This window comes from Bradyrhizobium sp. ORS 278, from assembly GCF_000026145.1.
In the GTDB taxonomy this organism is placed as follows: Bacteria; Pseudomonadota; Alphaproteobacteria; order Rhizobiales; family Xanthobacteraceae; genus Bradyrhizobium.
This window is the reverse complement of record NC_009445.1, coordinates 7369706-7392939: the sequence shown is the minus strand read 5'-3', so window position 1 is coordinate 7392939 and position 23234 is coordinate 7369706. Positions and strand designations below refer to the sequence as shown.

The window sequence follows — 23234 nt, the reverse complement described above, 5'->3', positions numbered from 1 at the left end:
CGAGTGCAGATCATGAGGCAGGCGGCGCTCAACGAGGCCCTCTCCGGCTTTGATGCCGTTGCACGGATCTGGCGTCGTCGCGGCGTGTTCGCGCTCGTCGCCGGTGCCGTGCTTGCGCTCGCCGCGGTCGCGCTCGTCGTGCTGCCGGTGCGTTATCTCGCGACGGCCTCCGTGATCATCGCCGAGCAGGAGCCGGGTGCCAATACGTCGGCGGCGTGGGCGCAGAAGATCGGCGATCCCGCCGACATGGAAAGCCAGCTGCTGGTGATCCGTTCGCCGCGCCTGCTGCGGCAGATCATGTCGACCCCCGGCGTCGTCGACGCCGTCGTCGGCGAATGCGAGCGTGGCCGCATGTGGGGCTCGGCGGATGCCTGCCAGCGCCTCAGCACCGATCCGAGCGCGTTCATCGATCACGTCGACAGCCGCTTCAGCGTTGCCTCTGCCGGCCGGTCGCGGGTGATCAACATCTCCTATCAGTCGGGCAGCCCCGAGGCGGCGAAATTGCTCGCCAATGCGCTGACGCAGACTTTCCTCGAGGATCAGCGCACCGAGGGCGCCAACAGCCGGGAGGTGGCGAGTTCCTGGCTGTGGCAGGAGCTCAAGCAGCTCGATCAGCAGCTGCGCGAGGCCGACGACAAGATCCAGAAATTTCGCCGCACCAAGGGCCTGATGCGCGGCGCCAACGCGCCGATCTCCTCGGAGCGGCTGACCAGCATCGGGCAGCAGCTGTCGCAGGCGGAGGCGGCGCGTGCGGACGCCGCGGCGCGCCTCCAGGAGATCAAGTCGGAGCAGCAGCGCGGGCCGACTGATGCGCCCTCCGTGCTGCAAAGCCGGACCATCGCCGACCTCAAGCAGCAGCTGACCACCGTCAGCGCGCAACTGGCCAGCGCTGCAGGCGTTCTCGGGCCCAAGCATCCCTCGATCCTGGCGCTGACGCGCGAGCAGGCAACGATCCAGCAGCGCCTCGTAGAGGAGATGCAGACCATCGCGGCGAGCGCGCAGAAGACCTTCGACGCCAACAACGCGCTGGTGAACTCGCTCAAGAAGCAGATGGACACGGCGAAGGCCGAGGCCGGCTCGGCCACTCTGGACGAAGCGTCCATCGAGAGCATGGTGCGCGACACCGAGATCAAGCGCCAGCAATATGCCGAGCTCTACAAGAAGGCGAGCGAGCTCGAGACAGAGCGACGCGTCCTGCGCGGCAGCACGCGGCTCGTCAGTCTGGCCGAATTGCCGAGCAAGCCGTTCTTCCCGAAGAAGGCACCGTTCCTCGCGGCCGGCCTGACGCTTGCGATCATCTTCGGTGTCGCGGCTGCGCTGCTCGCCGATCAGCTCGCGCGCCTGGGTCCGAAGCTCAAGCGCGCGCCGGCTGCTGCGGAGCCGGTCAACGACGTCGTGCTCGCCCCGGTGGCCGATGCGCCGGCGAGCGTCCCTGATCTTGCGGAGCCGGTGGTCGCGCCGACGGTATCGAGCGCGCCATCATCGTCTCCCGAGCGGAGGTCGCATCTTCCCAGCGTGGCCGATGTCTCAATCCTCACCTGCCTGCCGCGGCTGAAGACGCTGCGGCAGATGTCCGCGCTCGGAGCGATCCTGCAGGGCTATCAGCCGCTCGCGGTTCCGCAGGTCCTGCGCCTTGCTTCGGAGGATGGCGAATTCCAGCAGACGCTGCACGACCTCGTCCACGAACTCGGCCTTGATCAGGCCACAGCGCCGCAGCGCATCGCGGTTACCTCGCCGGAAGCCGGCGATGGCAAGACGGTGACGGTCTGCGCGCTTGCCGAGCATCTTGCCGCCGCGGGATCTCGCGTGCTGCTGGTGGAGTGCGATCTCGCCAATCCCGCTTTCGCGCCAGTGATGATGCTGCCGCCGGGGCGTGGCTGGCTGCGCGCGCTGGAGCTGGGCAGGCCGCTACGTGCGGAAGTCCTGACGACTGAGCATCCGCATCTGGATGTGCTGCCGCTCGGCGCCGCATCCGGAGCCGTCGGGGATATTCTCGAAGCCATCACGCTTGAGACGCTGCTATCCGGAGTCGAGGGCTACGACGTCATCCTGATCGACACCCCGCTGCCGGCCCGCGCCGATTTCCTGGCGGGCATCGACTGGGCGATCGTCTGCGTGCGCAGCGACCGGTCGCTGATCGAGCCCGCCGTGACCACGGTGAACCGGAGCAGGGCGCTGGGCGCCGGCGATGTCGGCATCGTCGTCACGATGACCGAGTCCGAGAAGCGCGTGGCGTCCCACCCGGTCGCGGCTGCAGCCTATGCCGAGGCCGGATGATGTCGCGCGAACGCGTCCTGTTTGTCGATCACACCGGACAGATCGGCGGCGCCGAGCTGATCCTGCTCGACGTCGTGCAGGGGCGCAACGAGTCTTCGGCGTTCCTGTTCGAGCGCGGACCGCTTGCCCAGGCGCTCGCCGAGCGCGGCCTGTCCGTGATCACGTCGCGCTGGGGTCTCGGCCTGTCGACGTTCCGGCGCGACAGCTCGTGGATGAAGGCCTTGCCGCTGGCCGGCGGCTTGGCCGCGATCACCGCCGAACTGGCGCGCGTCGCGCGCGGCCATGACGTCGTCTATGCCAATTCGCAGAAGGCCTTCGTGCTGTCTGCGATCGCCAATGTCGTCGCGCGCAAGCCGCTGATCTGGCATCTGCATGACATCATCAGCCCGGTGCATTTCGGCGCGATGCAGCGCCGGACGCAGGTGTTCCTGGCCAATCGCGTCGCCGCGAAGGTCATTGTCCCGTCGGAAGCGGCAGCTGCCGCGTTCATCGCGGCGGGTGGACGGCGCGCGCTCGTGGAGATCGTGCCCAACGGTCTGTCCGTCGAACCCGTGCCGGTGTCGCGGCAGGAACTGAGGCAGCGGCTCGGCCTGCCGTCGGGACCGTTGGTCGGCGTGTTCAGCCGGCTCGCCCAATGGAAGGGCCAGCATGTCCTGGTCGAAGCGCTGGCCCAACTGCCAGGCGTGCATGGCGTCATCGTCGGCGATGCGCTGTTCGGCGAACAGGACTATGCGGCGCAGCTGAAGCGGCAGGTCGCCGAGCTCGGTCTCGCCGACCGCATTCATTTCCTTGGTCACCGCCGCGACGTGCCGCTGCTGATGCAGGCTGTCGACGTGATGGTCCATCCATCGATCGATCCGGAGCCGTTCGGCCGCACGCTGGTCGAGGCGATGCTGGCGGGTGTGCCGGTCATCGCCACCGATGCGGGAGCTGCGCCGGACATTCTGGAACATGGACGGGCCGGACTGCTCGTGCCTCCGGGCGATGCGCGGGCGCTGGCGGAAGCCTTGGACGCGGTGCTGTCGGAGCCGGCGATCCTCGAGCCGCAGCTCGTCTACGCATCGCGCCGCGCGCGGACACATTACAGCCTGTCGCGCATGCTCGATTCGATCGGATTGTTGATCCGCAATGTTCGTGCGGGAGCGGCGGTGTGAGCACGATCCTCACATCCGCGCCGGCCGCGCGCGACTGGCGCGTTCCCGGCTGGGCTGCGGCGATCGCCGTCCTCATGGCCACGGCGCTCGCGGCCGGCGTCCTCGGCGGCGCATCGCGGGCGCTGTTCGTGTTCGGCTGCGGCGGTGCTGGCTGGTACGCGTGGCGGCAGGGACCTGCCGTGCATCTGCAGGCTGCGCTCATCCTGTTCAGCTTCGCGCCCTTCGTGCGGCGCATCGTCGACCTCTCGGCCGGCTATGATCAGCTCGGCCTGATGCTGATCGGTCCGCTGTTCGCGATCCTCGCGCCGGTGCTGTCGCTGCCGCGGCTGCTGGTAGAGCGAGAGGTGCCGGCGCGCTGGGTCTGGCCGCTCGGCATCGTTGCGGTCTGCGTCGTCTATGCAGGTCTGCTCTCACTGGCACAGGCGGACTGGAACAATGCGGCCTCCGGTCCGCTGAAATGGCTGGCGCCGCTGCTATATGCCGCGGTGCTGATGCTGAGCGCCGACCGGCGCGAGCTGATCGATGCGGCCACGTCGGCCTTTGTGATCATCCTTCCGATCACCGGCCTCTACGCGCTCTATCAATATATCGATCCGCCGGATTGGGATCGCTACTGGATGGAGTTCGCGCCGATCATCTCGATCGGCCAGCCCGTGCCCTACGGTGTGCGCTCCTTCAGCACGATGAATGCACCCGCGGCCTACGCGACCTTCACCGCGGCAGGCCTGCTGCTCATCGCCTTCGGCCGACGGGCCAAGCCGGCGTTGCTGCTGGTGCTGCCCGCCGGGCTCGGCTTCCTGCTCTCGATGTATCGTACCGCCTGGATCTCGCTCGCGGTAGGCCTGTTGTTCTGTCTGTTGTTCGCAAAGACGCGCCGCCGCGCCGGCCTGATCCTCGTCAGCATCGCCGCGGCCGTCGTCTTGGCGGCGACGCTCACGCCCTTCGGCGATGTCGTTGCGGATCGGCTGTCCTCGCTCGGCGAGGGCACACAGGATGGCAGCGCGCAGGAACGGCTGCAGGAATTCGTGACGTTGTGGAATCTTCCGGACAGCTCGCTGTTCGGCACCGGCTTTACCATCACCGACGTCGGCGCTGCCGGCGCCATGCCGATCGACGGCATGATCATCGCCTGCTGGCTGACGATGGGCATCGTCGTCGGCGGCTTCTGCCTGACGGCGCTGCTCTGGGCCATCGGCAACGCGCTCGCCTCCGCCTGGTCCGACCGGTCCCCGGACGCCGTCATCGTCGGCGCGCTTGCGCTCGGGGCGCTGATCCAGTTGCCGCTCGCCAACATCACGTCCGGCGAGAACGGCTTCCTGTTCTGGACGTTCGCGGTGCTGCTCGTGCCGCCCGGTGTCATGGAGGATCCGGCGTGAACGCCTCCGGCCCTTCGCTTCGGCGCTTCAGCGCGCTCCTGATCAGCGGTGCGCTCGCCAGCAAGCTGCTCGGCTTCGGCCGGGAGGTGCTGATGGCCCATGTGCTCGGTGCCTCGCTGATCGCCGACGGCTTTCGCGCCGCCATGGCGGCCGTGCTGATTCCGCTCGCCTTTCTGCAGAACGAGAGCGTGCCTGCGATCATGATCCCGATGCATCGCGAGGCGCTGCAGCGGCCCGATGCCGCGCGCAGCCTGGGTGCGCTTGCGATTGTGATCGGCGCGGTCTCGACGCTTGTGATGGCGGTGATCCTGCTGCTCGGCGAACTCTGGGTGAACGCGGTGGTCGGCGGCTTTTCGGACGAAGGCCGCGAGCTGACCTTGCACTTCGTTCGCATGATGTCGCTCGCCATGCCGGCGTCGGCTGTGCTGAACGTGCTTGCAGCGGGCGAGATCGCGCTCGGCCGCACGCGGTTGACGAATATTCGCGCCAGCCTGCTGAACGTGGCCGTCATCGCCGGCATCGGCCTGCTCGTGCTCAGCGGCGACCCCTACATGCTCGCCTGCGCGTTCACGGTGGCCTTCAACGGCTTGGCGGCATGGGGGCTGATCTCACTGTGGCGCGAGGGCGAGCTGAGCTTCTCCGGCCTGACCACCAGCATCATCGTCGACAAGGGCATCGAGTTCTTCCGCCGGCTGCGCGTGTTGCTCGCCCTGCCGCTCGCGGAGCAGGGCAATGTCTGGATCGAACGCCTGACCGCATCGCGGCTGACCACCGGTGCCGTCGCTTCGCTGGACTACGCCCGCTCATTGACGGAAAGCGCGCTGCTCCTGATCAGTCAGCCGCTCGGCATGGCCGTGCTGTCGCAGCACGCGCCGCGCGATCCGCGCGCCCAGACCGAGGCGCTGCTGCGGCCATTGCTGGCGCTGACCTTGCCCGCGTCGGCGTTCCTGCTGGTGTTCTCGACCGACATCGTGCGCCTGATCTATTTCCGAGGTGCGTTCGGCGACGAGGCGTTGCTGCTGACGTCGCATGCGCTAAAAGGCATCGCCTGCGGCATCTGGGCCGCGACGCTCGGCTGGATCCTGATCCGTCTGCTCAACGGCGCGGGCCGGAATGGTGTCGCCGCCCTGATCATCGTCGCGGCCTATCTCGCCAATATGAGCTTCAATCTGCTCATCCCGCTGTTCGAGCCTTCGCCTGCTGCGGGCATGCAGCTGCTCGGCATCGGCGAGGCGATCCGAAGCCTGGTGCTGCTGCTCGGCGTGGTGTTCGTGCTCGGCGACGCGCGCAGGCTGCTGCTGGTGATCGGTCTGGCGCTGCTGCCGACCGCGTTGATGGCGGTGCTCGGCCTGATGATCCAGAACGCCGTGCCGGGCCTGCTGCCGCGCCTGTTCGCCGGCGGCATCGCCTATCTTGTCTGCCTCGCCTTCGCGATCGGCATTCTGCTGCCGAACGCGGTGGGCGCGGCGTTCCGGCATGTACGTCGCACGTTCAAGATGAAGGGAGAGCTGAGTTGACCATTCTGGCCCTCGCCGCAGCCAAGGCCATGATGGCCTCCAGCTCTTTCGTCCTGCCGCTTGCTAAGGCCGTCGATCGTGTGCTCGGTCCGCGCGGCTGCTGCCTGACCTTTCATCGCACGGCGCCGTCCGCGCAGTGGGAGCGTCTGCCCAATCGCGACTTCTATGTCGATGCGGATTTTCTTGATCGATTCCTCGGCTACGTCGTGCAGCAGGGCTGGGATGTCGTCACGATGGAGGATGCGTTGCGCCGTTCCGCGGCCGAGGAGCCGGCGGGCCGCTATGTGAATTTCTCGATCGACGATTGCTATCGCGACACGTTCGAGCTGCTGGTGCCGGTGTTCCGCCGGCACAACGTGCCGGTGACGCTGTTCGTGACCACGGGCATTCCCGACGGCACCTTGCCGCTCTGGGCCGCCGGCCTTGAAGATGCGCTGGCGAACAAGGACAGTCTCTGGATCGACGGTGAGCGCATCATGCTCTCGAGCGACGAGCAGCGCCGCGCCGTCTTCGCCGACATCGCGGCGTGCTGGGACGGACCGCAGGCCGCGGGCTGCTACGCCGCCTTCTGCGCGGCCAATGCGATCGACATCGACGCCATGCATTGGAAGCACGCGATCTCCTGGGAGATGCTCGAGACGCTCGTGCCGGATCCGCTGGTGGAGATCGGTGCGCACACGGTGTCGCATGCCCGGATCTCCGCGCTCTCGCCCGAGGACGCGCTGAAGGAACTGGCCGATGCGCGGCTGCGCCTGAACGCGCGGCTCGGCATCGACGTCAAGCATTTCGCTTTTCCTTATGGCCGCGCCGCGGATTGCGGACCGCGCGATTTCGCGCTGGCGCGCGAGGCAGGATTTTCCAGCGCTGCGACGACCCGCAAGGGCCTGGTGCACGCCGGTCAGGATGCGTTCTCGATTCCGCGCAACACCATGAACGGCGCGCATCGCAGCCTCGGCGCGATGGAGCTGCACCTCACCGGCCTCAGCGGCACGGCAGCGCGGGTGATGGGCCGTGTGTAGCCGGCGCCTGAGAATCGTCTCGATCGCGCATCCCGCCACCAGCAGCGAGGCTGGCCGGCTGCGCTACCGCCATCTCGCATCTCGTCCCGACATCGATCTGCATCTGGTCATGCCCGAGGTCTGGAAGGAGTTCGGCCGCACGATCACGGCGCCACAGCTCGACGAGGGGTTTCCGGTGCATCGGCTGCCGATCAGGCTGCCCGAGGCCGGGCCGATGAAGTGGTATCTGCATTTCTATCCGGCGCTCCGCCGGCTGCTGCGCGAGCTCGATCCCGACGTGATCCATCTCTGGGAGGAGCCATGGAGCATCGTGGCGCTGCAGGCGCAGCTGTTGCGCGGCCGCGCGGCGCTGGTTCTGGAGGTTGATCAGAACATTCTGAAGCGGCTTCCGCCGCCGTTCGAGGCGATCCGTAAATATGTCCTCGGCCGCACGGATCACATCCTGTCGCGCAGCCCCGATGCGACCGACGTCGTCAGGGCAAGCGGCTACACCGGACCAGTGACGCCGATCGGCTACGGCGTCGATCTCGCCACCTTCAGGCCGGCGGACGCGCCGTCGCTGCAGCGGGCCGATGTTCCGTTGCGGCTCGGCTATGTCGGACGTCTGGTGGTCGAGAAGGGGCTCGACGATGCGCTGGAGGCGCTCGCGCGCAGCCATTCGGCGGCGACGCTGAGCATCATGGGCGAGGGACCGCATGAGGCGCATCTGCGCCAGCGCGTCGACGACCTCGGCCTGCGCGGTCGCGTCGAGTTCCAGGGCTGGGCTGCGCCTGCCGCAGTGGCGTCCTTCCTGCGCGGCCTCGATGCGTTGCTGCTGCTGACGCGCACGACCGGCGCGGTGCGGGAGCAATTCGGCCGCGTCATCATCGAAGCCCAGGCCTGTGGCATCCCGGTGATCGGGTCGACTTGCGGCGCCATTCCCAGCGTGATCGGCGACGGCGGCTGGGTGGTGCCGGAGCAGGATCCGGGACGCCTGTGCCGGATCATCGATGAACTCGCCGCAGATCGCGCTCAGCTGGCGGCGCGATCGCAGGCCGCGCGGACGAATGTCATCGAGCGCTTCACCTACGATGCGGTGGCAATCGCGATCGAAGACGCCTGCCGGGCGGCCGACACGGCGCGCTCGGCCTATGGATCCTTCGTGTCACGGCCGGTCAAAGCGCTTCAGTGACATCGGAGCCTGGATGAGCGCAGCGATATCCGGGGACTCGTGCATTTGAAGCCGGAAGTCCGTGCGCTCATCCGGGCTGCAGTTTGGCCGCTGTATACTATGCTTTCGCTGACAGCGCCATGGCGGACCGGCTCGGCGCGCGCTTGGCCGCATCGATCCGTCGCAGCAGCTCGATGTATTTCAGCCCGACCTGGTCCCAGCCATAGGCCTCAGCGGTTGCCCGCGCGCCCTCGCTAAGCCGCTGCATCAGCGCGGGATCGGCAAAGGCGGCGCCGACCTTCGTCGCGATGTCGTCGGCGTCCATCGCGATACGGAAGCCGTTGATGCCGTCGTAGAGATAATCCTCGATGCCCCCGACCGGCGTTGCGAACACCGGCAGCGCGCAGGCCATCGCTTCCATGCAGACCAGCGAGAATGTTTCGTAGCTCGTCGGCAGCACGAAGGCGTCGGCGGCAGAATAGAGCGCCGGCATGTCGGAGCGGGCACCTGCGAAAACCAGCCGGCCGCGCGACCTTTGGGCAAGCTTCCGGTAGGGGGCCGGATTGTCCGAGCCTGCCACCAGCAGCCAGACATCGTCGCCGAGCTTTTCCAACGCGCCGACCGCGTGCGCCAATCCCTTGCGGCTGAATTCGTGGCCGGCGAACAGCAGCACGCGTGCCTCCGCCGGAATGCCGAGTTCGCTTCGGATGGCTTGGCCGGCCCGTTCGTCGCGCTTGAACCGGTTGAGATCGATGCCGTTGGAGATGACGTGGATGCGCGCGGGCGGCACGTGGTAGAAGCGCTGCAGCTCCGCCGTCACGCGCTCGGAGACGGCGACGAAGGCGCGATAGCGTAGGCCGCCGATCATGACCCGGTCTCGCAAGGCGACCCAGAGATGCATCGGATTGAGCAGCCAGCGCCAGCTGCCGGCCGCGCGCTTCTCGGCCAGGCTCTGCGCGTTGACCGCATGCACGATCAGCACGTCACCCTTGAGGCTGTCACCATGGCTGATGACGACGGCGTCGGGATGGCGCGCCAACGCCCGCGTCGCCGCCAGGGTGAACAGCGGCACCACGATGGCGCGGCCGATGTGACGGAACAGTCCGCGGGTCGGAATCCGCGCCAGCCATGGCGCAACGCGCTCGACCTTGATGGACTGGTCGAGATTCTCGGCGACCGCGCTCGCCAGCACGACGTTCGATAAACCATTCCGGCCGAAAACGCGCGCCAGCTCGATGGCGACGGTTTCCACGCCGCCGGCGTTGCTTATCTCCTGAACGACCTGGACGATCTCAAAAGCCATTACGGAAATCTACGGGATCAGATCTTGCGACTTCGTTCCAACCTGCTGTTCATTAGCATCGCGTTCTTAACGTTTGGCTTGGCACGGCCGGGGCTCGCCGATGATATGATCGGTCCCGCGATCCGCGATCGCATCGGCGGCGGTAATCTCGTGACGCATCTCGCCGGCAGGAGCGCGCAGCTCTATCAGGCGCTGCACGGCGTCGGGGCCGGGATGGGCCGGATGGATTCCTACGGCTGGCGTACGCTCGCGCGGGTGCCGACGCCGCACGACTTCGATGCCGCCATGCTCGAGGCGCACCAGAACGGTATCACGCCGGTGATTCTGCTCGAATATGAGGGCAGCTATCAGACGCTCGATCCGCCGCAGCCGATCGGCTCCTATCAGGACTGGTTCGCAGCCGGGAAGGCGATGGCGCAGCGTTTTCGGCCCGGCGGCGATTGGGGCCAGGAGAACGGCATTCCAGACTGGGGCGCAACGATCTTCACCGCGATCAACGAGCCCGACGTGCAGGCGACGATCCCGCACCGGGACTATCACGACGCCTTGGCGGGACTGGCCGACGGCGTCCACAGCGTGGATTCCGAGCTGCGCGTGGTTCCCGGCGGCTTCGCAACCTGCAACTCGCATGGTGACGCCACGCTGCGCGGTTACGGCCCCGCGATTGCCGATCTGCTCGCGGACGGCCGGCTCGACGGCATCGACCTGCACACCTACTACAACGATCGCTGGTATCCGATGTCCAGGGGGCGCGCGTTTTCGGTGCAGACGTGCTTCGATCGCATCAAGCAGGCGATGGGTCTCACCCGTGAGGTGAAGTTCTACAGCACCGAGTTCAACGTCGCGCGGGCCGGCGCTTGGGAGAGCGAGGAGACCACCGCCAAATTGTTTCTGAGCGCGATCTGGGATCAGCTCGCCGTCGTCGGGACGGATGGCCGGACGCCAGTGTCCGTCATCGCGTTTCCCTGGAACCTCGGCGACACGCCCGATGTCGACGGGCTCGCTTATGCGATGGCCAGCGGCAAGGATCCATGGGTGCCGGAGGCGCGCAGCGCGGTTCTGAAGACCGTGCTGCAACTCGCCGGCCACATGAAGATCGTGTCGATCGATCGGCGGCTGGCACTGTATACGCTGAGCGGCGCGGATGCCGATCTGATCGTCTGGCAGAACATTGCCGGCTGGACCGACCGCCCGGGCCGTGCCGTCGAGATCGAGCTGCCGGCCTGGGCGCGCAGCGTCGAGGTGTGGGGCTGGAACGGTCTGCAGCGTCGCATCGACGCCGCGCCGGGACGTCTCTTCGTCGACGGGCTCAGCGGCAACGAGACTTACATGTTTCGCTTACCCAGACCGTGATCTGCCGTCACGAAGCCGACGCCGAAGGCCGACGGCGACGGCCTTTCAGCAATTCCATTAACTGAGTGGAAAGGTCCACACGACGCGGTTCACTGCTACTCGATCTTTTTACGCTAATTGCAGCCATGACGGGTCCATCCCGCGCAAGGCGCGCGGGACGTCGCTGGGGTTGAGGCTGGAATGCAGCCGATCAGGAAGGCTGAGAGTGGAGACGACGATAGGGCAGCGACGCAGCCCGCTGCGGGCGTGCGCGTTCGCGAGATCAAGACGGCGGACCTGCCGGCGGTCGCGGCGCTGCTGACGCGCGGCTTTGCCTTCCGCAGCGAAGCGTATTGGCTGCGCGGGCTGGAGCGTCACGCCGCGCGGCCGAGGCCGGCAGGCTACCCGGCTTACGGCTATTGCCTCGATCATCAGGGCATGCCGGTCGGCGTCGTCCTGCTGCTGTTCTCGAACGTCCAGGCCGATGACGGCGTATCCATCGTCAGGGCCAATGTCTCGAGCTGGTATGTCGAGCCGCCGTTCCGCGCCTTCGGCTCGATGCTGGTGCGCGCCGCGACGCGCGACAAGACCGTCACTTATTTCAACATCACCCCCGCGCCGCACACCTGGCCGCAGGTCGAGGCACAGGGCTTCTCGGTCTATTGCAAGGGCCAGATCTACGCGGCGCTCGCACTGGCGAAGCCGCGCGCCGGCGTGACCGTCGAGGCTTTTTCGGAGCGTGAGCGTGTCGGCCTGTCGCCCTACGAGTCCGATCTCCTACGGGCACATGCTGGCTGGGGCTGTCTCAGTCTGGTAGCGCGTGATGCCGACCGGGCGCATCCGTTCGTGTTCCAAAAGCACCACGTGAAGAATATTCTGCCAGTCCATCGGTTGCTCTACTGTCGCGATCTAGCCGATATCGAGCTCAATGCTGGGAATCTCGGACGTTTCCTGGCGCGAAAGGGTGGCGCGCTGGTCCGGCTCGACGCCAATGGGCCGATGAAGATAATCACTGGCTGGTACTCGGAAAGACGCGGACGCAAATATGCAAAAGGTCCCCATGCACCACGCCTCGGCGACCTCGCCTTCAGCGAGGCCGCACTGTTCGACGGGTAAAGGAACGCATCGTCATCTCGACGCGGTGACAGCGATCGTCACGGGAATGTCGGCGGCCCAGATGGCGCGGGACCGCGTCGCGCAGTCGATTGACGTCATTCGATCATGTTTGCTGATCCTGATCGGACTTGCGCTTCCGGCGCTCATGCCGGCTGCGTACGCGGAGACTCCCGATCAGACCGAAGCTGCGGAGACGGTTCCGCTCGACAGCGCAATCTCCCGTGAGGCCTGGAAGGAAAGAATACGACAGGCGCGTCAGCGCGCCGAGCGCGCCCGGCGCGACGCTGCAGCGCGGCCGCGTGAGACAGATCTGCCAGCGCCATCTCCCGACGATCTTGCGACGGAACGCATCCTGCGCGACGAGACACTTCAAGTTGGCGATGTGATCGTCACCAACAAGGGAGCTTTTGTGCTCCGCGGACGCGAGGCGGCCGGACAGTTGATCTTGGAGGCGCTGCCGTCGCCGCGGTAGCGAAACGGGGCGCAATGATGGAAGTCTCGTTGGCGGGTGAAGCGCGCGGCGCCGGTCGCCGCAACCGGGCAGGCCAGTTTCGCGATCCTGTTATAAGGTTTGGATATTGTCACTGGCTCCGGACGTGGCCGAGTTGCGTCCACGGGCGGGGAACGAGTGCGGGGATTTATGAGTTGGCCGCGGCGACGTTCGTCAGTCTCTGTCGAGCGATTCTAACCTTAAGACAGAAGTTTCGTTGAACTACGCGCCGGGGTGCGCATACCATACGATAAAGAAATGGAAACATTTCCCCGATGGTGAACTCGAACAAGCCGCGCCTAATTCCGCTGTTGCGCTCGGTCCGGCGGATCAACGAGTTGTCCGACGCGAACCGACTGCTGCGCGAGAAGGTGGTTTCGCTCCTTGTGGAGATCGAGGTGCTGCGAGAGCAGGCGGATGATCTCGATCCGAGCGCCGAGAATTACCACACTTGCCGAGGTCGGCGCTGGCGGCGGAGCCATTAAGGGGAGCCATCAGTGGGAGCCACCAGTGGGAGCCACCAGTGGGAGCCATTGGAGGCTGCCAAATTCTCAGAATTCTCGATGGCGGTGACAGGGCTATTAATCAGTGAACCGACCCGATGTCATCGCAGTTCGCGATGGATCGGTTCAAGCGCCGTTTCGATCGTAATCAGTCTCTTGAGCGCGACGCCGCATCTGGCGCGGCGCAGCCGGACCCCTGTCTGCCACCACTAATGAAGATCTTCTCTTCGCAGCGATTTGTGCGTTGCGTCGTGGGTCAGGGCTTCCTTCAGGATTGCAGTTTCCAGTGCCAAGTCGGCGACGGTCTGCCTCAGTTCCAGATTTTCGAGAACAAGCCTTTTGAGCTTCTCGCTCGGTACGCCTGTCGGGATCGCCTGTTTTAACGCCTTGGATTGTTTTGCCATTATTGAGCTCGTTGAGCTAGACCCCGAAATATCAAAACCTATGGAGTGTAGATCGGTACCTTTGGTAGTCCGTGCCTATATGATTTGCAACTTAGCACATATTCTGGCGCGTTGCTCAACCGAGCTTGCATGCCCGGTCACGCTACTACACGGAGCTGGGGAAAATTGTGAACCAGTTCACAATTGCGCGTCTCTCTTGATCGTCTCGATCGCCGCAGACTCGGCGAGTCCAGGGCGGAAACAAGGCTTCCATACCGTCGTTCGGAGCCGTTTCCGCCCTCCTTTCCCCCCTCAACAGCCCGCGTTCGGCCCCAATAGGGGCAAAAAGGGTGCGATAATTATGGTGGGGAATGGAAACGTCTCTTAACGGAGGGGGTTTTGATAATATATAATGTTACCAGATGTCCTCCCTGCCGAATTCCGGTCCCGGCGTCGCTGGGTGGAAGTTTCGAAGCCTTGGACTGAACGAACCCAGATGAAGCGGCATTCGGCAGAAGAAATCGCAGCTAAGCTGCGCCAGGCGGGAGACCTGATCGCGAGCGGTCAATCGCAGGCAAAAGCCTGCAAGGCGCTCGGGGTCAGCGTGATGACCTATCATCGGTGGCGCAAATCGCAATCTTCCGTCATCGGGACTGGGCTTCTTCGGGGATCTGATGAACCAGCCATCCGCGGGGTCTTCGAACAGAAGGCGGACGCTGATGAAAAGCGAATCGACGAGTTGCTGGTCGAGAACGAGCGCTTGAGACGCATCGTGACCGATCTGCTCCTCGAGAAGATGAAAATCGAGGAGCGGCTTGGCTTGAGCGGTCGGGACAAGACTGTCGGCCGGGGTTGAGCCTGGGCAAGCCCGTCAGTCGCTTGGTTCCCTCGTCAGCGGCCATCGGTCGGGTCCAGATGGCAGCAGCCTTCTGGACGATGTTCGGTCGAGATTTGTCAGCTATTGAGCGCTGCGGGACCCCCGTTAGCGACCTCATCCGACCGCGAAGTGGTGCCATATGACGCCGACTGATCGTCAAACGCGGTGTGTGCAGGTCGAGTTTGACCCATTGGCGCCGCTCGGAGCAGCTTGCCTCGTCGCTAACGGACTGATAACCATCCGCTGAAACGTTAATAGGTGTTAACTCTCCGTGACCGAGCTATCGGAATCAAGGGCGGAGCGGCGAACAGCGATATATTTCGGCGCAGCGTCGGCAAACGTAGGGCTGCTCGAGCTCCTTGCAATCGTTTACGAAATGCTGGTGGTGTTCGGCGCAAGCCTGATCGCCGGCTATGCCTATCATATTACCTATTACGGCGTATTCCAGAAGCTCGAGAGCTTCGTGGGGATCGGCATCTTCGCGGCCGTTCTTCACATGTTCATTGCTAAATCCCAGGGATTGTATGATGCGCCGGTGTTGGCGGGCCTGGACCGGCGTTGGAGCCGGCTGATCTGCGGCTGGCTTCTGGTCGTCCTGTTCCTGACGCTCATCCTGTTTCTGCTGAAGGCCGGCGCGGAGGTGTCGCGCGGCTCGATGATCGTGTTCGGTTTCGTCGGCTGCACCGCCTTGGTGGTGGGACGAGCCGTTTTCGAGCGACCTCTCCGCAAGGCGATTGATCGCGGTGTGCTCGCGACCCGAAGGGCGATCGTTGTCGGATCGCCGGACGAACTGTCTCGTCTGCGCCCGGTGGATCTGTTGAAGAACTATGGCCTCTCGGAGGTTCATCGAATCTTCTTGTCGGCGAAGCCTGACAGCGACGCTGCAAGTGAAGACGGTGCCGTATCTCAGGCCGTCATTCAGAGGGCTCGGGAACTGAGGGTCGACGAAATCGTGCTTGCGCTGCGATGGAGTGATGAGGCGCGCATCTATCGGATTTGCGAACTGTTCCGCGCCTCTCCGCTGCCGATTCATCTCCTTCCGGATCAGACCGCAGAGCAGTTCCTGTCGCTGCCGATCCTGGCGACGGGACCGCTTCCAACGGTCGAAATGCAGCGTGCGCCGTTATCCAGACTTGAACGGACCTGCAAGCGAGCATTCGACATCCTGGCCGCATCGGCTCTGTTGATTGTCTTCTTCCCGGTGATGGTGGCGGCCGCGTTGTCGGTCAAGCTCGACTCGGCCGGACCGATCATTTTTCGGCAGCGGAGAAACGGGTTCGACGGAAGAACATTCCGGATCTTCAAATTCCGTACGATGCTCGTCCAGGAGGATGGGCCGAAGGTCGAGCAGGCGCAGCCGAATGACCCGCGTGTCACACGGGTTGGGCGCATCCTGCGGCGGCGAAGCATCGACGAATTGCCGCAGCTGCTCAACGTTCTCCGCGGCGAGATGTCGCTTGTCGGGCCAAGGCCGCATGCCATTGCTCATGATAGCGAGTTTTCGAAGCTCATTGCGAGCTACGCCTACCGGCAACATGTCAAACCGGGCATCACCGGTTTGGCGCAGGTTCGCGGTCTGCGGGGGCCCACTCCGGCCGTAGAGGACATGCAGAAAAGGGTCGAGCACGATCTGGCCTACATTTCGAGCTGGAGCTTCACGCTCGATCTACACATCCTGCTGCGGACGGTCCGCGTTTTCTTTCTGAGCAATGCTGATTAGTTGCCGCGTATCAGAGTCTGAATGTCGGTTCCGGCTGCCTTTGTCGTCTGGGCAATGATCCGGCGATTGGCCTCCCCTGCCGCGAGATATGCGCGACCAATCGCCGGCCTGAGGTCCGGCAGTCGCGACAGGATCAGCGCGGTCTGGCTGGCGAGCATGTCGCGAAGTTCCGGATCGTTCGTCGAGTCGATCCGGGCCATCAGGAGGAGCCGATCTGCCATCAAGCTCCTGAGGTGCGCGCCGGTGTAATAGGACATTTTGAGCGCTCGGGACGACCTCTGATTGATCCAGGAAAATCGTTCAGTCGCTGTCGCGAGGCCGAGCCATGCCTCCGAGTCCATCGGTGATGTTTCGACAGCCCGTTCGTAAAGCGGGGCGGCGTCGTCCGTAGCGGTGTTTCCGGGCGAGAGGGCGGAGGCGCCGGCGAGCTTCCAAAGGTTCGTGCGCACCGCGCCGATCTCCGCGGCGAGCCGCGGACGGCCGCTCAGCGCATCGGCGCAACTCCACCAGAGTGACAGCAGAAGCGTCAGCCCACCGATGGCGAGAGGGATGCCGCGTCGGCTTCGGGGCGAGTCCGTCGGTGCGACGGAAACTGGAATCGTTTCGCTCATAGGAACCGGATTTGCCGTCCCTGAAGCCGCGCGCAGGTCAGCCGGCCAGTGGCATAGGCACCCGTGTCGAGGTTGATACGATTGTGGAGCACCTCAGGGGCCCGAGCCGGCGTGTGCCCATGCACGATCACCTGGCCGAAATCATCGTCGCAGAGCAGGAATTCCTCACGAATCCACAGGAGGTCTTGATCCTGCTGCTGCGCGAGCGGAACTCCCGGCCTTATACCGGCATGCGCAAAGAAATAATTACCGAATGAGAACGAGGTCGGAAGCGTCTGCAGAAACTGGAGATGCGACGACGGCATCGCGCGGAGTAATTGATCCGCAAGCTGGAAGCTTTCGTCGAGATCAGGATTGGCGGACGGTTTGAGGCCGTATGACTGCAGTGTCTGCAGCGCACCGAATTGGCGCCATGACTTGAGCAGACTCGGGTCCGCGAAGAAGTTCAGCAAGATCTGTTCATGGTTGCCGCGCAGACAGACGACATGCGGAGCCCGCGCTCTTTCGGCTAATGCGTCGATGACGCCGAACGAATCGGCCCCGCGATCGACATAGTCGCCCACAAAAACCTCGACCCACCTCCGAGGATGCGTGATTTCTACGTCGGCATCGATCTTAGACAACGTCTCTGAGAGAAGATCGAGACGCCCGTGCACATCGCCTACTGCATAGATGCACACGATGTTGTCGTCGGATTGTTCAGTCTCCGGCCTGCGCATCAATGACCTGAGAGTCTTCCACATGATCTTAGAAGTCCTGCGATCTCGTGCGGCTCACTCGCTGCGAGATCGCGCAGCCGAGCACCGTTCCCAACACGAATACATCGGATGTCGAAAACATAGTCGGCATTCGAAACGATCCGACCATGAGCGCGACAAGGCCGCCGCCCGCCGCCGCGCAATAGAACCAATCCCTGCCGCGATCGAGCGCTCCCAAAAAGAAGATGCCGACGAGCACCATGAGTCCCGCTGCGAAGACCAGTGCCGCGAACTTGCCAAATTCAACGACGAAGCCCGCGGCGGCTGTGCTGAGCGCAACTCTGGATTCCGTCGAGGATTCTGAATAGGTCGGCAGCAGTGCCGCAAGCGTGCCGGCACCAGTTCCCAGGGCGGGAGCATCCGCGAGCACGGCCAGGGACCTCTGCAGGTTGCCGTCCTGCTGGTCGGCAAAACCGATGACCAAAGGCAACTCCGGGTTCGGTCGCAGCGCGACCATTGTGAAGGCGGCCAGGCCGATCAGGCTGGCCGCCGTCGCTGCCGCAGCAAACGCCGGAGCTCTGAAGCGTTTGAAGGCCCATACGAGAGAGACAATGAAGAGTCCGGCCAGGGCCGCCACAAGGGCACGGTCTCGCGCAATGAATCCGAGAAGGAGCAGGCTGCTGGCGACCGCCGCTGCAGGCAATGCCAGCGCTCTTATGGTCGATTTGCGGGTGCCGAGCACCTCGAGTGCATCCGCAACCCCGACCTGAATGATCAGAAGTGGCACCAGCGGGCTCATCGCTGGCTCGTTCCCAGCCCTCGCCAAAGCAATCTCCAAGCTCGTGGTCACGCCATGGGCGATCCCCGACGCCAACGTCGCGCCGGCAAGCCAGGAGGCGCGTCGTGAATCGACTGCGATCGCTGCCGCAACGATGGCGACGCACAGGCCGGCCAAGCAGATCAGGATCGTTCTGACTGTCAAGCCGGCGTCGATCGTCACCGAACCGTTCAGCGGGTGCTGCAAGGCATCCGCCGCCTGAAGCCAGACAGGGTGTGCCAGGACTCCAAGGGGAAGGGTCTGAAACGCCATCCAGATCGGCAGCAGGCTCGCGGCGGCCAGGAACGCCATTCCGATCTGAGACACGAAGGCGAGTTCACGCGGCCGGATCGCAAGCGCAATCCAAATCAGCGCTGCTGCGCTCGTTACAGCGGATATTCCGACGGCCAACGCTTCGGAAACAAGGCCGAGGCCGGGAGAGACGCAGATCAGGCCGCAGAAGAAGAAGGTCGCTTTCCACACGATATGTCTCGGAACCTCATCCAAGGCCCAAGCGGACCGGCTTTCCTGTTGCATCCCACCTGCGTCGCCCCACGACCTGCCGGGCGATCATTCGACCCGTGCGGCAATGACGGTCGATCGGCGTCGCGATCGGCTTCCGGCCTCGCCGGAAAGTGCCCTCCATGGCCTCAAGAGAGCGTCCGGAAATTGCGCGCTTCGGCCGAAAGCGTCACGACCAAAACCGTTCGGTCGGCTGCACGTCGGCTGAGTCTTGGGGGCGATCCGGGAGGACGAGCGGAGTGCGCGTCCGTTCGTCTCTGCCGGCGCCGACTCTCCGCGGCAAGTGTTAACGTCCACCCAACTTCAGCGTCGGCGCAGCCCGACAGAGGTCGACGGAGTCGCGACCGATCGGATGGTTTGGTTCAGCGGTAGCTCAGCGGCGTGTAGCTGTAGGCGCTCCAATACCCCTGCCCGCCATACGGACCGTAGGCGCCATAGAGCGGATAGCAGGAGAATCGGTCCGGGCAGCTGCCCCCACAGGTCGTTCTCCATTGGCAGACTTCCCCCTGGCAGCGCCAGACGCGCCGGCAATGCGGGCCAAGCGGTTCGACCGTCTTTGTTAGTGGGGCTGTGACCGGATAGGCAGGCAGGTCGGCCGCCGACGACCCCTGCGGGAGCGCGACGACCGCAACTGCCATGCCTGCCGCAGCGCCGCAGAACCGGGAGATGATATGATTCTTCAAACTGTTAATGCTCGTCGATCTTAGCATATCGGATAGCCTCCAACCCAGGGGAGCTGTCATCAGCGCATGAAAACTGTGTCTTTACCCCGACCACTGTAGCCAAATTGCCTCACTTCGCTAACATTCATTCGCGCCTTTAACACGCGCCTAAGCGGGCGCTTGTGAGGGCAACAGCCGCCATGCTACCGAGAGTTCGGGGCTGGTGGTATGTCCATTATTAGATCGATACGCATTTTTCTTGTTTTTGCAGCGACCTCCGCTCTCGCGGGTTGCTTCTACACGCCCACGAACGGTCCGCAGAGCGCGGACGTCAGGGCGGGGCAAAAAGATCCCGAAAGTCTTCCTTACGCCGTCGTGAAGATCACGCCTGAGACCGAGGCTGTTCTGGCCTCTTTCGCTCCGCGGCTTGGCGGAGGAATCCAGGGACCCGCTCCGCGAGAAATTCGCTTTGGTGTCGGCGACGTCGTGAGCGTGACGATCTTCGAGGCGGCCGCTGGTGGTCTGTTCATTCCTGCGGAAGCGGGCGTGCGGCCGGGCAACTACATCACGCTGCCCAACCAGAACGTCGATACGGACGGCAATATTTCGGTCCCCTATGCCGGCGCGGTTCGCGCGAAGGGGCGGACGCCGGCCGAGGTGCAAAAGTCTATTGTCGACGCGTTGAAGAACCGTGCGATCGAGCCCCAGGCCGTGGTTGCCTTGATCGAGCAGCGGACGTCGCTGATCAGCGTGCTTGGCGAGGTCAATAGTCCCGCCCGTTTCCCTGCGAATGCCGCGGGTGAGCACATTCTTGATGCGATCACCCGAGCCGGCGGTCCCAAGGGGCAGGGATTCGATACCTGGGTGATGCTGGAGCGTGAAGGCAAGCGGACGACGGTGCCGTTCGGGCAGCTCGTCTACGAGCCGCAGAGCAACATCTTCGTGCACCCCGGCGACACGATCTATGTGTACCGCGAGCCGCAGACCTTCGTCGCATTCGGCGCCTCAGGCGCGCAGGGGCAGTTCAACTTCGAGGCTTGGCGCATCTCACTGGCCGAGGCCGTTGCCAAGGCCGGCGGCCTGAACGACTCGCTCGCCGATCCGGCGTCGGTCTTCGTCTATCGTGGCGAGCTTCCGGAGGTCGCTGCGAAGCTCGGTGTTGACGTGAGCAAGTTTACCGGCCCGATCATCCCGATTGTCTACAACATCAATTTCCGCGATCCTGCCGGCTACTTCCTGGCGACCCGCTTCCAGCTCAGGAACAAGGACGTGCTGTACGCGTCGAACGCAACGTCGGTCGAGGATGCGAAGGTCATGCAGCAGATCAGGCTCGTGACGGCGACGGTCAACGATCCGATCGTGGCGGCGTATAACGCGACCCTCTTGCGCAACACCATCAAGCTCGCGCCCTAGCCGCGTCGAGGCTGGCGTCGGTGGCAAATGGATACCGCGATCATTCATCATCGGCGCGCTGCGCCGATGGCGCAGCTGACCAATAGCGGCGCATTCTGGCTCTATTGCGCTGTTATTGTTCTGGCGCCTCTCCCTCTTGGATCAGTCAGTCCCATTGCTCTGACGGTGGCGACGATCGCGCTCGGCGTCGCGGTTGCTGGCTTGCTGCTCGCCGATCTGCGCAGCGCTCAGGTTGGCCTTCTCGCTGCGCTGGTGGCCTTTGCTGCTTTGACCTTGTGGACGCTCGGTGAACAACTCGCCTGGGTCCAATGGCCGCATTCCGCCCCGGACCCCCTGATGCAGGATGCTGCCAAGCTTCTTGGGCGCGACACTCCGCCGGGCGGATCGGTTGTCACCGGGCAGCCGTTCTATGCCATGGGACTGGGAGCCGTCGGGTTTCTTGCCTTGTCGGGCGGAATTCTGGTGGGTGGTGATCATCGATTGGCGCGACAGGTTGTCAGCGTGGCAGCAGCGTCTGGCCTGGTTTACGCGATCACGGCTCTGGCGAGCTTTGCAATCGAGCCCTCGCACGTCCTATTGGTCTACGAGAAGCAGGCGCATCTGACCTCGCTCACATCACCGTTCATCAATCGGAATACGGCCGGCATCTACTACGGTTGCTCCGCACTCATCTGGCAGGTGTTGTTCTGCGAAGTCATTGACCGGCACTGGCCTGAGGATCGTTTCCGCTTTGCCTCTCTTCTGCGGCGGTTGCACAAGAAGGCTGGCAGCCGACCGACGGTGCTTCTGGCGTGCTGGCTGACGACGCTGTCCGCTATGTTCCTGACGGGGTCGCGCGGCGCGGTGCTGGTGTCGCTGGTCGCTGCTGTCGCGGCCTTCGTCCTGTTCTTCCATCGGCGACTGCCGCGGTACTACGGTGTCGCAATTGCAGGATCGGCGGGACTAGCGATTGCGCTTGCGCTGCTCTCTTTGCTCGGCGGCGGCGTCAGCAGCCGGTTCAGCGCGCAGGGCCTGTCGGATGAAGGACGGCTGTCGACCTATCGCGCGACTTGGAAAATGGCGCTCGACCATGCCTGGCTGGGTTCGGGTTTTGGCACGTTCGAATGGCTTTATCCGGCCTATCGTACCGACGACATTTCGCTGATGGGGACTTGGAACCGGGCGCACAATTCGTTGCTCGAATTGGCTTCCAACGGCGGAATGTTAATGCTGGGGGCCGCTATCATTGTTCTGATCGGAGGTGGCACAATCCTGACACTTGGCGTGTTCCGCCGCCGTCGCGATGTGATTTTCCCGGTGGTCGGCCTGTGCACCCTGGGAGCCGCGGTCCTTCATTCCACGATCGATTTTTCATTGCAGATTCCAGGCTTTACCATTTTTGCTACGGCGCTGGTCGGTGTTGGCCTGGCGCAGTCCTTTCGGTCCGGCGCGGCGTCCGCGCCATCGCCTGACGGCCCAACGCGGCATCGCCACAGGGCTTAACCCTGATTGTCGGGACGGCGTCGAGGTTCGGTGAATTCGTTGGCGGACCAACAGCTTTGTGCTAAAAAACTGTTAGCGTGTGAGAAGGAGACGGCCGTGTTGAAATTCCATCGTTCTGTTGGGTTCGTTGGTGTGGGAATGCGGCTCGCTGTGGCCTCGCTGGTGCTGGCTGGGCCTGGTGCCGTCGCAATGGCCCAGCCTGTAGTCCAGTCGGCGGCCGATCAGGCCACGAACTTCAAAGCCAACCCCGAGCAGGTTCTGACCCAGAATCCAAATGGCGGGGCGGAGTTGATTGCGAAGACCAGGGATCTGGCGGTGAACGATCCCGCGACGCTTGATGTTCTGATCGGGCTGTTGGCGAAGGCCAACAAGGATCAGAAGGCAGCTATCGCGGCTGGCCTTGGGCAGGCGGCCCGGATCGTGGTTCGCAGCAACCGCGACTATTCCGAGCGAATCGCGAAAGCCATTGCCGAAACGAAGGATCTCGACGCGATCGTCGCCTACGCCGCCGCGACCGGGGACACCGGGACGGCCGCGACAGGCGCTGGCGGCGCAGGCAGCGCGGGCGCGTCGGGCGGACAGACCACAGGTCTCGGGACCGGCACCGGAGGCGGCGGCGGCCTCGAAGCGATCAACGGCAACAGCGTCAATACCGGTCAGTTCAGCTTCACCGCGGGCACAAGCGGGGGAGGCAGTTCGACCGGCTCCACGACGTCGACCACCTCGACGACCTCGATCATCACGACGGTTTCTCCGTAATCGATCTGGGGGGCCGCCGCTCACACGGTGGCCAACTCTGCGCGCGGCGATTT

Annotated in this window: 20 protein-coding genes; 15 read left to right on the top strand and 5 right to left on the bottom strand. The window is 64.3% G+C overall.

The genetic code is table 11. The annotated features are described in order from the left end of the window. Positions 1-12: 12 nt before the first annotated feature. Genes BRADO_RS32845 through BRADO_RS32820 form a run of 6 tightly spaced genes read left to right on the top strand, consistent with a single transcriptional unit; the run spans position 13 to position 8514 of the window. A complete protein-coding gene (locus BRADO_RS32845) occupies positions 13-2277 on the top strand; it encodes an exopolysaccharide transport family protein (RefSeq protein WP_173363521.1) in 2265 nt (754 codons plus the stop codon). After that, complete coding sequence (locus BRADO_RS32840; RefSeq protein WP_012030521.1) at positions 2274-3431, top strand: glycosyltransferase family 4 protein; 1158 nt, start codon at positions 2274-2276, stop codon at positions 3429-3431. The genes BRADO_RS32845 and BRADO_RS32840 overlap by 4 nt, the downstream gene beginning before the upstream one ends. Then, the gene (locus BRADO_RS32835) at positions 3428-4807 is read left to right on the top strand and encodes an O-antigen ligase family protein (protein ID WP_012030520.1); all 1380 of its coding nucleotides are present in this window, start codon (positions 3428-3430) and stop codon (positions 4805-4807) included. Before BRADO_RS32840 ends, BRADO_RS32835 begins: the two co-directional genes overlap by 4 nt. Next, entirely contained in the window at positions 4804-6324 is a 1521-nt protein-coding gene (locus tag BRADO_RS32830) for a lipid II flippase MurJ (protein WP_012030519.1), read from the top strand. Before BRADO_RS32835 ends, BRADO_RS32830 begins: the two co-directional genes overlap by 4 nt. Continuing rightward, positions 6321-7343: a polysaccharide deacetylase family protein gene (locus BRADO_RS32825; RefSeq protein WP_012030518.1), complete on the top strand. Its 1023-nt coding sequence runs from the start codon at positions 6321-6323 to the stop codon at positions 7341-7343. The genes BRADO_RS32830 and BRADO_RS32825 overlap by 4 nt, the downstream gene beginning before the upstream one ends. Then, a complete protein-coding gene (locus BRADO_RS32820; RefSeq protein WP_012030517.1) occupies positions 7336-8514 on the top strand; it encodes a glycosyltransferase family 4 protein in 1179 nt (392 codons plus the stop codon). Before BRADO_RS32825 ends, BRADO_RS32820 begins: the two co-directional genes overlap by 8 nt. 97 nt (positions 8515-8611) lie before the next feature. Here BRADO_RS32820 and BRADO_RS32815 read toward each other — a convergent pair whose 3' ends face one another. Beyond that, entirely contained in the window at positions 8612-9796 is a 1185-nt protein-coding gene (locus BRADO_RS32815) for a glycosyltransferase family 4 protein (RefSeq protein WP_012030516.1), read from the bottom strand. Positions 9797-9901: 105 nt separating this feature from the next. Between BRADO_RS32815 and BRADO_RS32810 the strand changes: the two genes are divergently transcribed. From BRADO_RS32810 to BRADO_RS32795, 4 genes are all read left to right on the top strand, one after another. Then, positions 9902-11149: a hypothetical protein gene (locus tag BRADO_RS32810; protein ID WP_012030515.1), complete on the top strand. Its 1248-nt coding sequence runs from the start codon at positions 9902-9904 to the stop codon at positions 11147-11149. Positions 11150-11329: 180 nt separating this feature from the next. Further along, positions 11330-12244: a hypothetical protein gene (locus BRADO_RS32805; protein WP_012030514.1), complete on the top strand. Its 915-nt coding sequence runs from the start codon at positions 11330-11332 to the stop codon at positions 12242-12244. 25 nt (positions 12245-12269) lie between these two features. Next, positions 12270-12716 carry a hypothetical protein gene (locus BRADO_RS32800; RefSeq protein ID WP_012030513.1) on the top strand — a complete coding sequence of 149 codons (447 nt, stop codon included), beginning with the start codon at positions 12270-12272 and terminating at the stop codon, positions 12714-12716. A 293-nt stretch (positions 12717-13009) separates the two neighbouring features. Beyond that, on the top strand, positions 13010-13219 hold the full coding sequence (locus BRADO_RS32795) for a hypothetical protein (RefSeq protein WP_041757241.1): 210 nt from the start codon (positions 13010-13012) through the stop codon (positions 13217-13219). A gap of 227 nt (positions 13220-13446) precedes the next feature. On the opposite strand, the gene BRADO_RS35275 is transcribed toward BRADO_RS32795, so the two are convergent. After that, entirely contained in the window at positions 13447-13641 is a 195-nt protein-coding gene (locus BRADO_RS35275; RefSeq protein WP_012030511.1) for a hypothetical protein, read from the bottom strand. Positions 13642-14116: 475 nt separating this feature from the next. Here BRADO_RS35275 and BRADO_RS32785 point away from each other — a divergent pair, with 475 nt between their 5' ends. Continuing rightward, entirely contained in the window at positions 14117-14476 is a 360-nt protein-coding gene (locus tag BRADO_RS32785; RefSeq protein ID WP_012030510.1) for a helix-turn-helix domain-containing protein, read from the top strand. A 292-nt stretch (positions 14477-14768) separates the two neighbouring features. Next, positions 14769-16217 carry an undecaprenyl-phosphate glucose phosphotransferase gene (locus tag BRADO_RS32780; protein WP_012030509.1) on the top strand — a complete coding sequence of 483 codons (1449 nt, stop codon included), beginning with the start codon at positions 14769-14771 and terminating at the stop codon, positions 16215-16217. On the opposite strand, the gene BRADO_RS32775 is transcribed toward BRADO_RS32780, so the two are convergent. The 3 genes from BRADO_RS32775 to BRADO_RS32765 are packed head-to-tail and all read right to left on the bottom strand — an operon-like array spanning position 16214 to position 18826. Then, positions 16214-16828 carry a hypothetical protein gene (locus BRADO_RS32775; protein ID WP_012030508.1) on the bottom strand — a complete coding sequence of 205 codons (615 nt, stop codon included), beginning with the start codon at positions 16826-16828 and terminating at the stop codon, positions 16214-16216. The genes BRADO_RS32780 and BRADO_RS32775 overlap by 4 nt on opposite strands. Then, positions 16825-17571 (bottom strand): metallophosphoesterase family protein, encoded by a 747-nt coding sequence (locus tag BRADO_RS32770; protein ID WP_012030507.1) that lies wholly within the window; start codon positions 17569-17571, stop codon positions 16825-16827. The genes BRADO_RS32775 and BRADO_RS32770 overlap by 4 nt, the downstream gene beginning before the upstream one ends. A gap of 4 nt (positions 17572-17575) precedes the next feature. Next, positions 17576-18826 (bottom strand): hypothetical protein, encoded by a 1251-nt coding sequence (locus BRADO_RS32765; RefSeq protein ID WP_157872655.1) that lies wholly within the window; start codon positions 18824-18826, stop codon positions 17576-17578. A 929-nt stretch (positions 18827-19755) separates the two neighbouring features. Here BRADO_RS32765 and BRADO_RS32760 point away from each other — a divergent pair. The 3 genes from BRADO_RS32760 to BRADO_RS32750 all read left to right on the top strand — a co-directional run bounded on the left by BRADO_RS32760 (position 19756) and on the right by BRADO_RS32750 (position 23181). Then, a complete protein-coding gene (locus tag BRADO_RS32760) occupies positions 19756-20940 on the top strand; it encodes a polysaccharide biosynthesis/export family protein (RefSeq protein ID WP_050781074.1) in 1185 nt (394 codons plus the stop codon). Positions 20941-20967: 27 nt separating this feature from the next. Beyond that, the gene (locus BRADO_RS32755) at positions 20968-22422 is read left to right on the top strand and encodes an O-antigen ligase (protein WP_012030503.1); all 1455 of its coding nucleotides are present in this window, start codon (positions 20968-20970) and stop codon (positions 22420-22422) included. 96 nt (positions 22423-22518) lie between these two features. Beyond that, complete coding sequence (locus BRADO_RS32750; protein ID WP_244422938.1) at positions 22519-23181, top strand: hypothetical protein; 663 nt, start codon at positions 22519-22521, stop codon at positions 23179-23181. Positions 23182-23234: the final 53 nt, after the last annotated feature.

Coding starts and splice junctions, on each gene's coding strand:
- BRADO_RS32845 (WP_173363521.1), top strand. CDS start 13: ATGAGGCAGGCGGCGCTCAACGAGGCCCTCTCCGGCTTTGATGCCGTT.
- BRADO_RS32840 (WP_012030521.1), top strand. CDS start 2,274: ATGATGTCGCGCGAACGCGTCCTGTTTGTCGATCACACCGGACAGATC.
- BRADO_RS32815 (WP_012030516.1), bottom strand. CDS start 9,796: ATGGCTTTTGAGATCGTCCAGGTCGTTCAGGAGATAAGCAACGCCGGC.
- BRADO_RS32810 (WP_012030515.1), top strand. CDS start 9,902: ATGATCGGTCCCGCGATCCGCGATCGCATCGGCGGCGGTAATCTCGTG.
- BRADO_RS32805 (WP_012030514.1), top strand. CDS start 11,330: ATGCAGCCGATCAGGAAGGCTGAGAGTGGAGACGACGATAGGGCAGCG.
- BRADO_RS32795 (WP_041757241.1), top strand. CDS start 13,010: ATGGTGAACTCGAACAAGCCGCGCCTAATTCCGCTGTTGCGCTCGGTC.
- BRADO_RS35275 (WP_012030511.1), bottom strand. CDS start 13,641: ATGGCAAAACAATCCAAGGCGTTAAAACAGGCGATCCCGACAGGCGTA.
- BRADO_RS32785 (WP_012030510.1), top strand. CDS start 14,117: ATGAAGCGGCATTCGGCAGAAGAAATCGCAGCTAAGCTGCGCCAGGCG.
- BRADO_RS32775 (WP_012030508.1), bottom strand. CDS start 16,828: ATGAGCGAAACGATTCCAGTTTCCGTCGCACCGACGGACTCGCCCCGA.
- BRADO_RS32770 (WP_012030507.1), bottom strand. CDS start 17,571: ATGTGGAAGACTCTCAGGTCATTGATGCGCAGGCCGGAGACTGAACAA.
- BRADO_RS32760 (WP_050781074.1), top strand. CDS start 19,756: ATGTCCATTATTAGATCGATACGCATTTTTCTTGTTTTTGCAGCGACC.
- BRADO_RS32755 (WP_012030503.1), top strand. CDS start 20,968: ATGGATACCGCGATCATTCATCATCGGCGCGCTGCGCCGATGGCGCAG.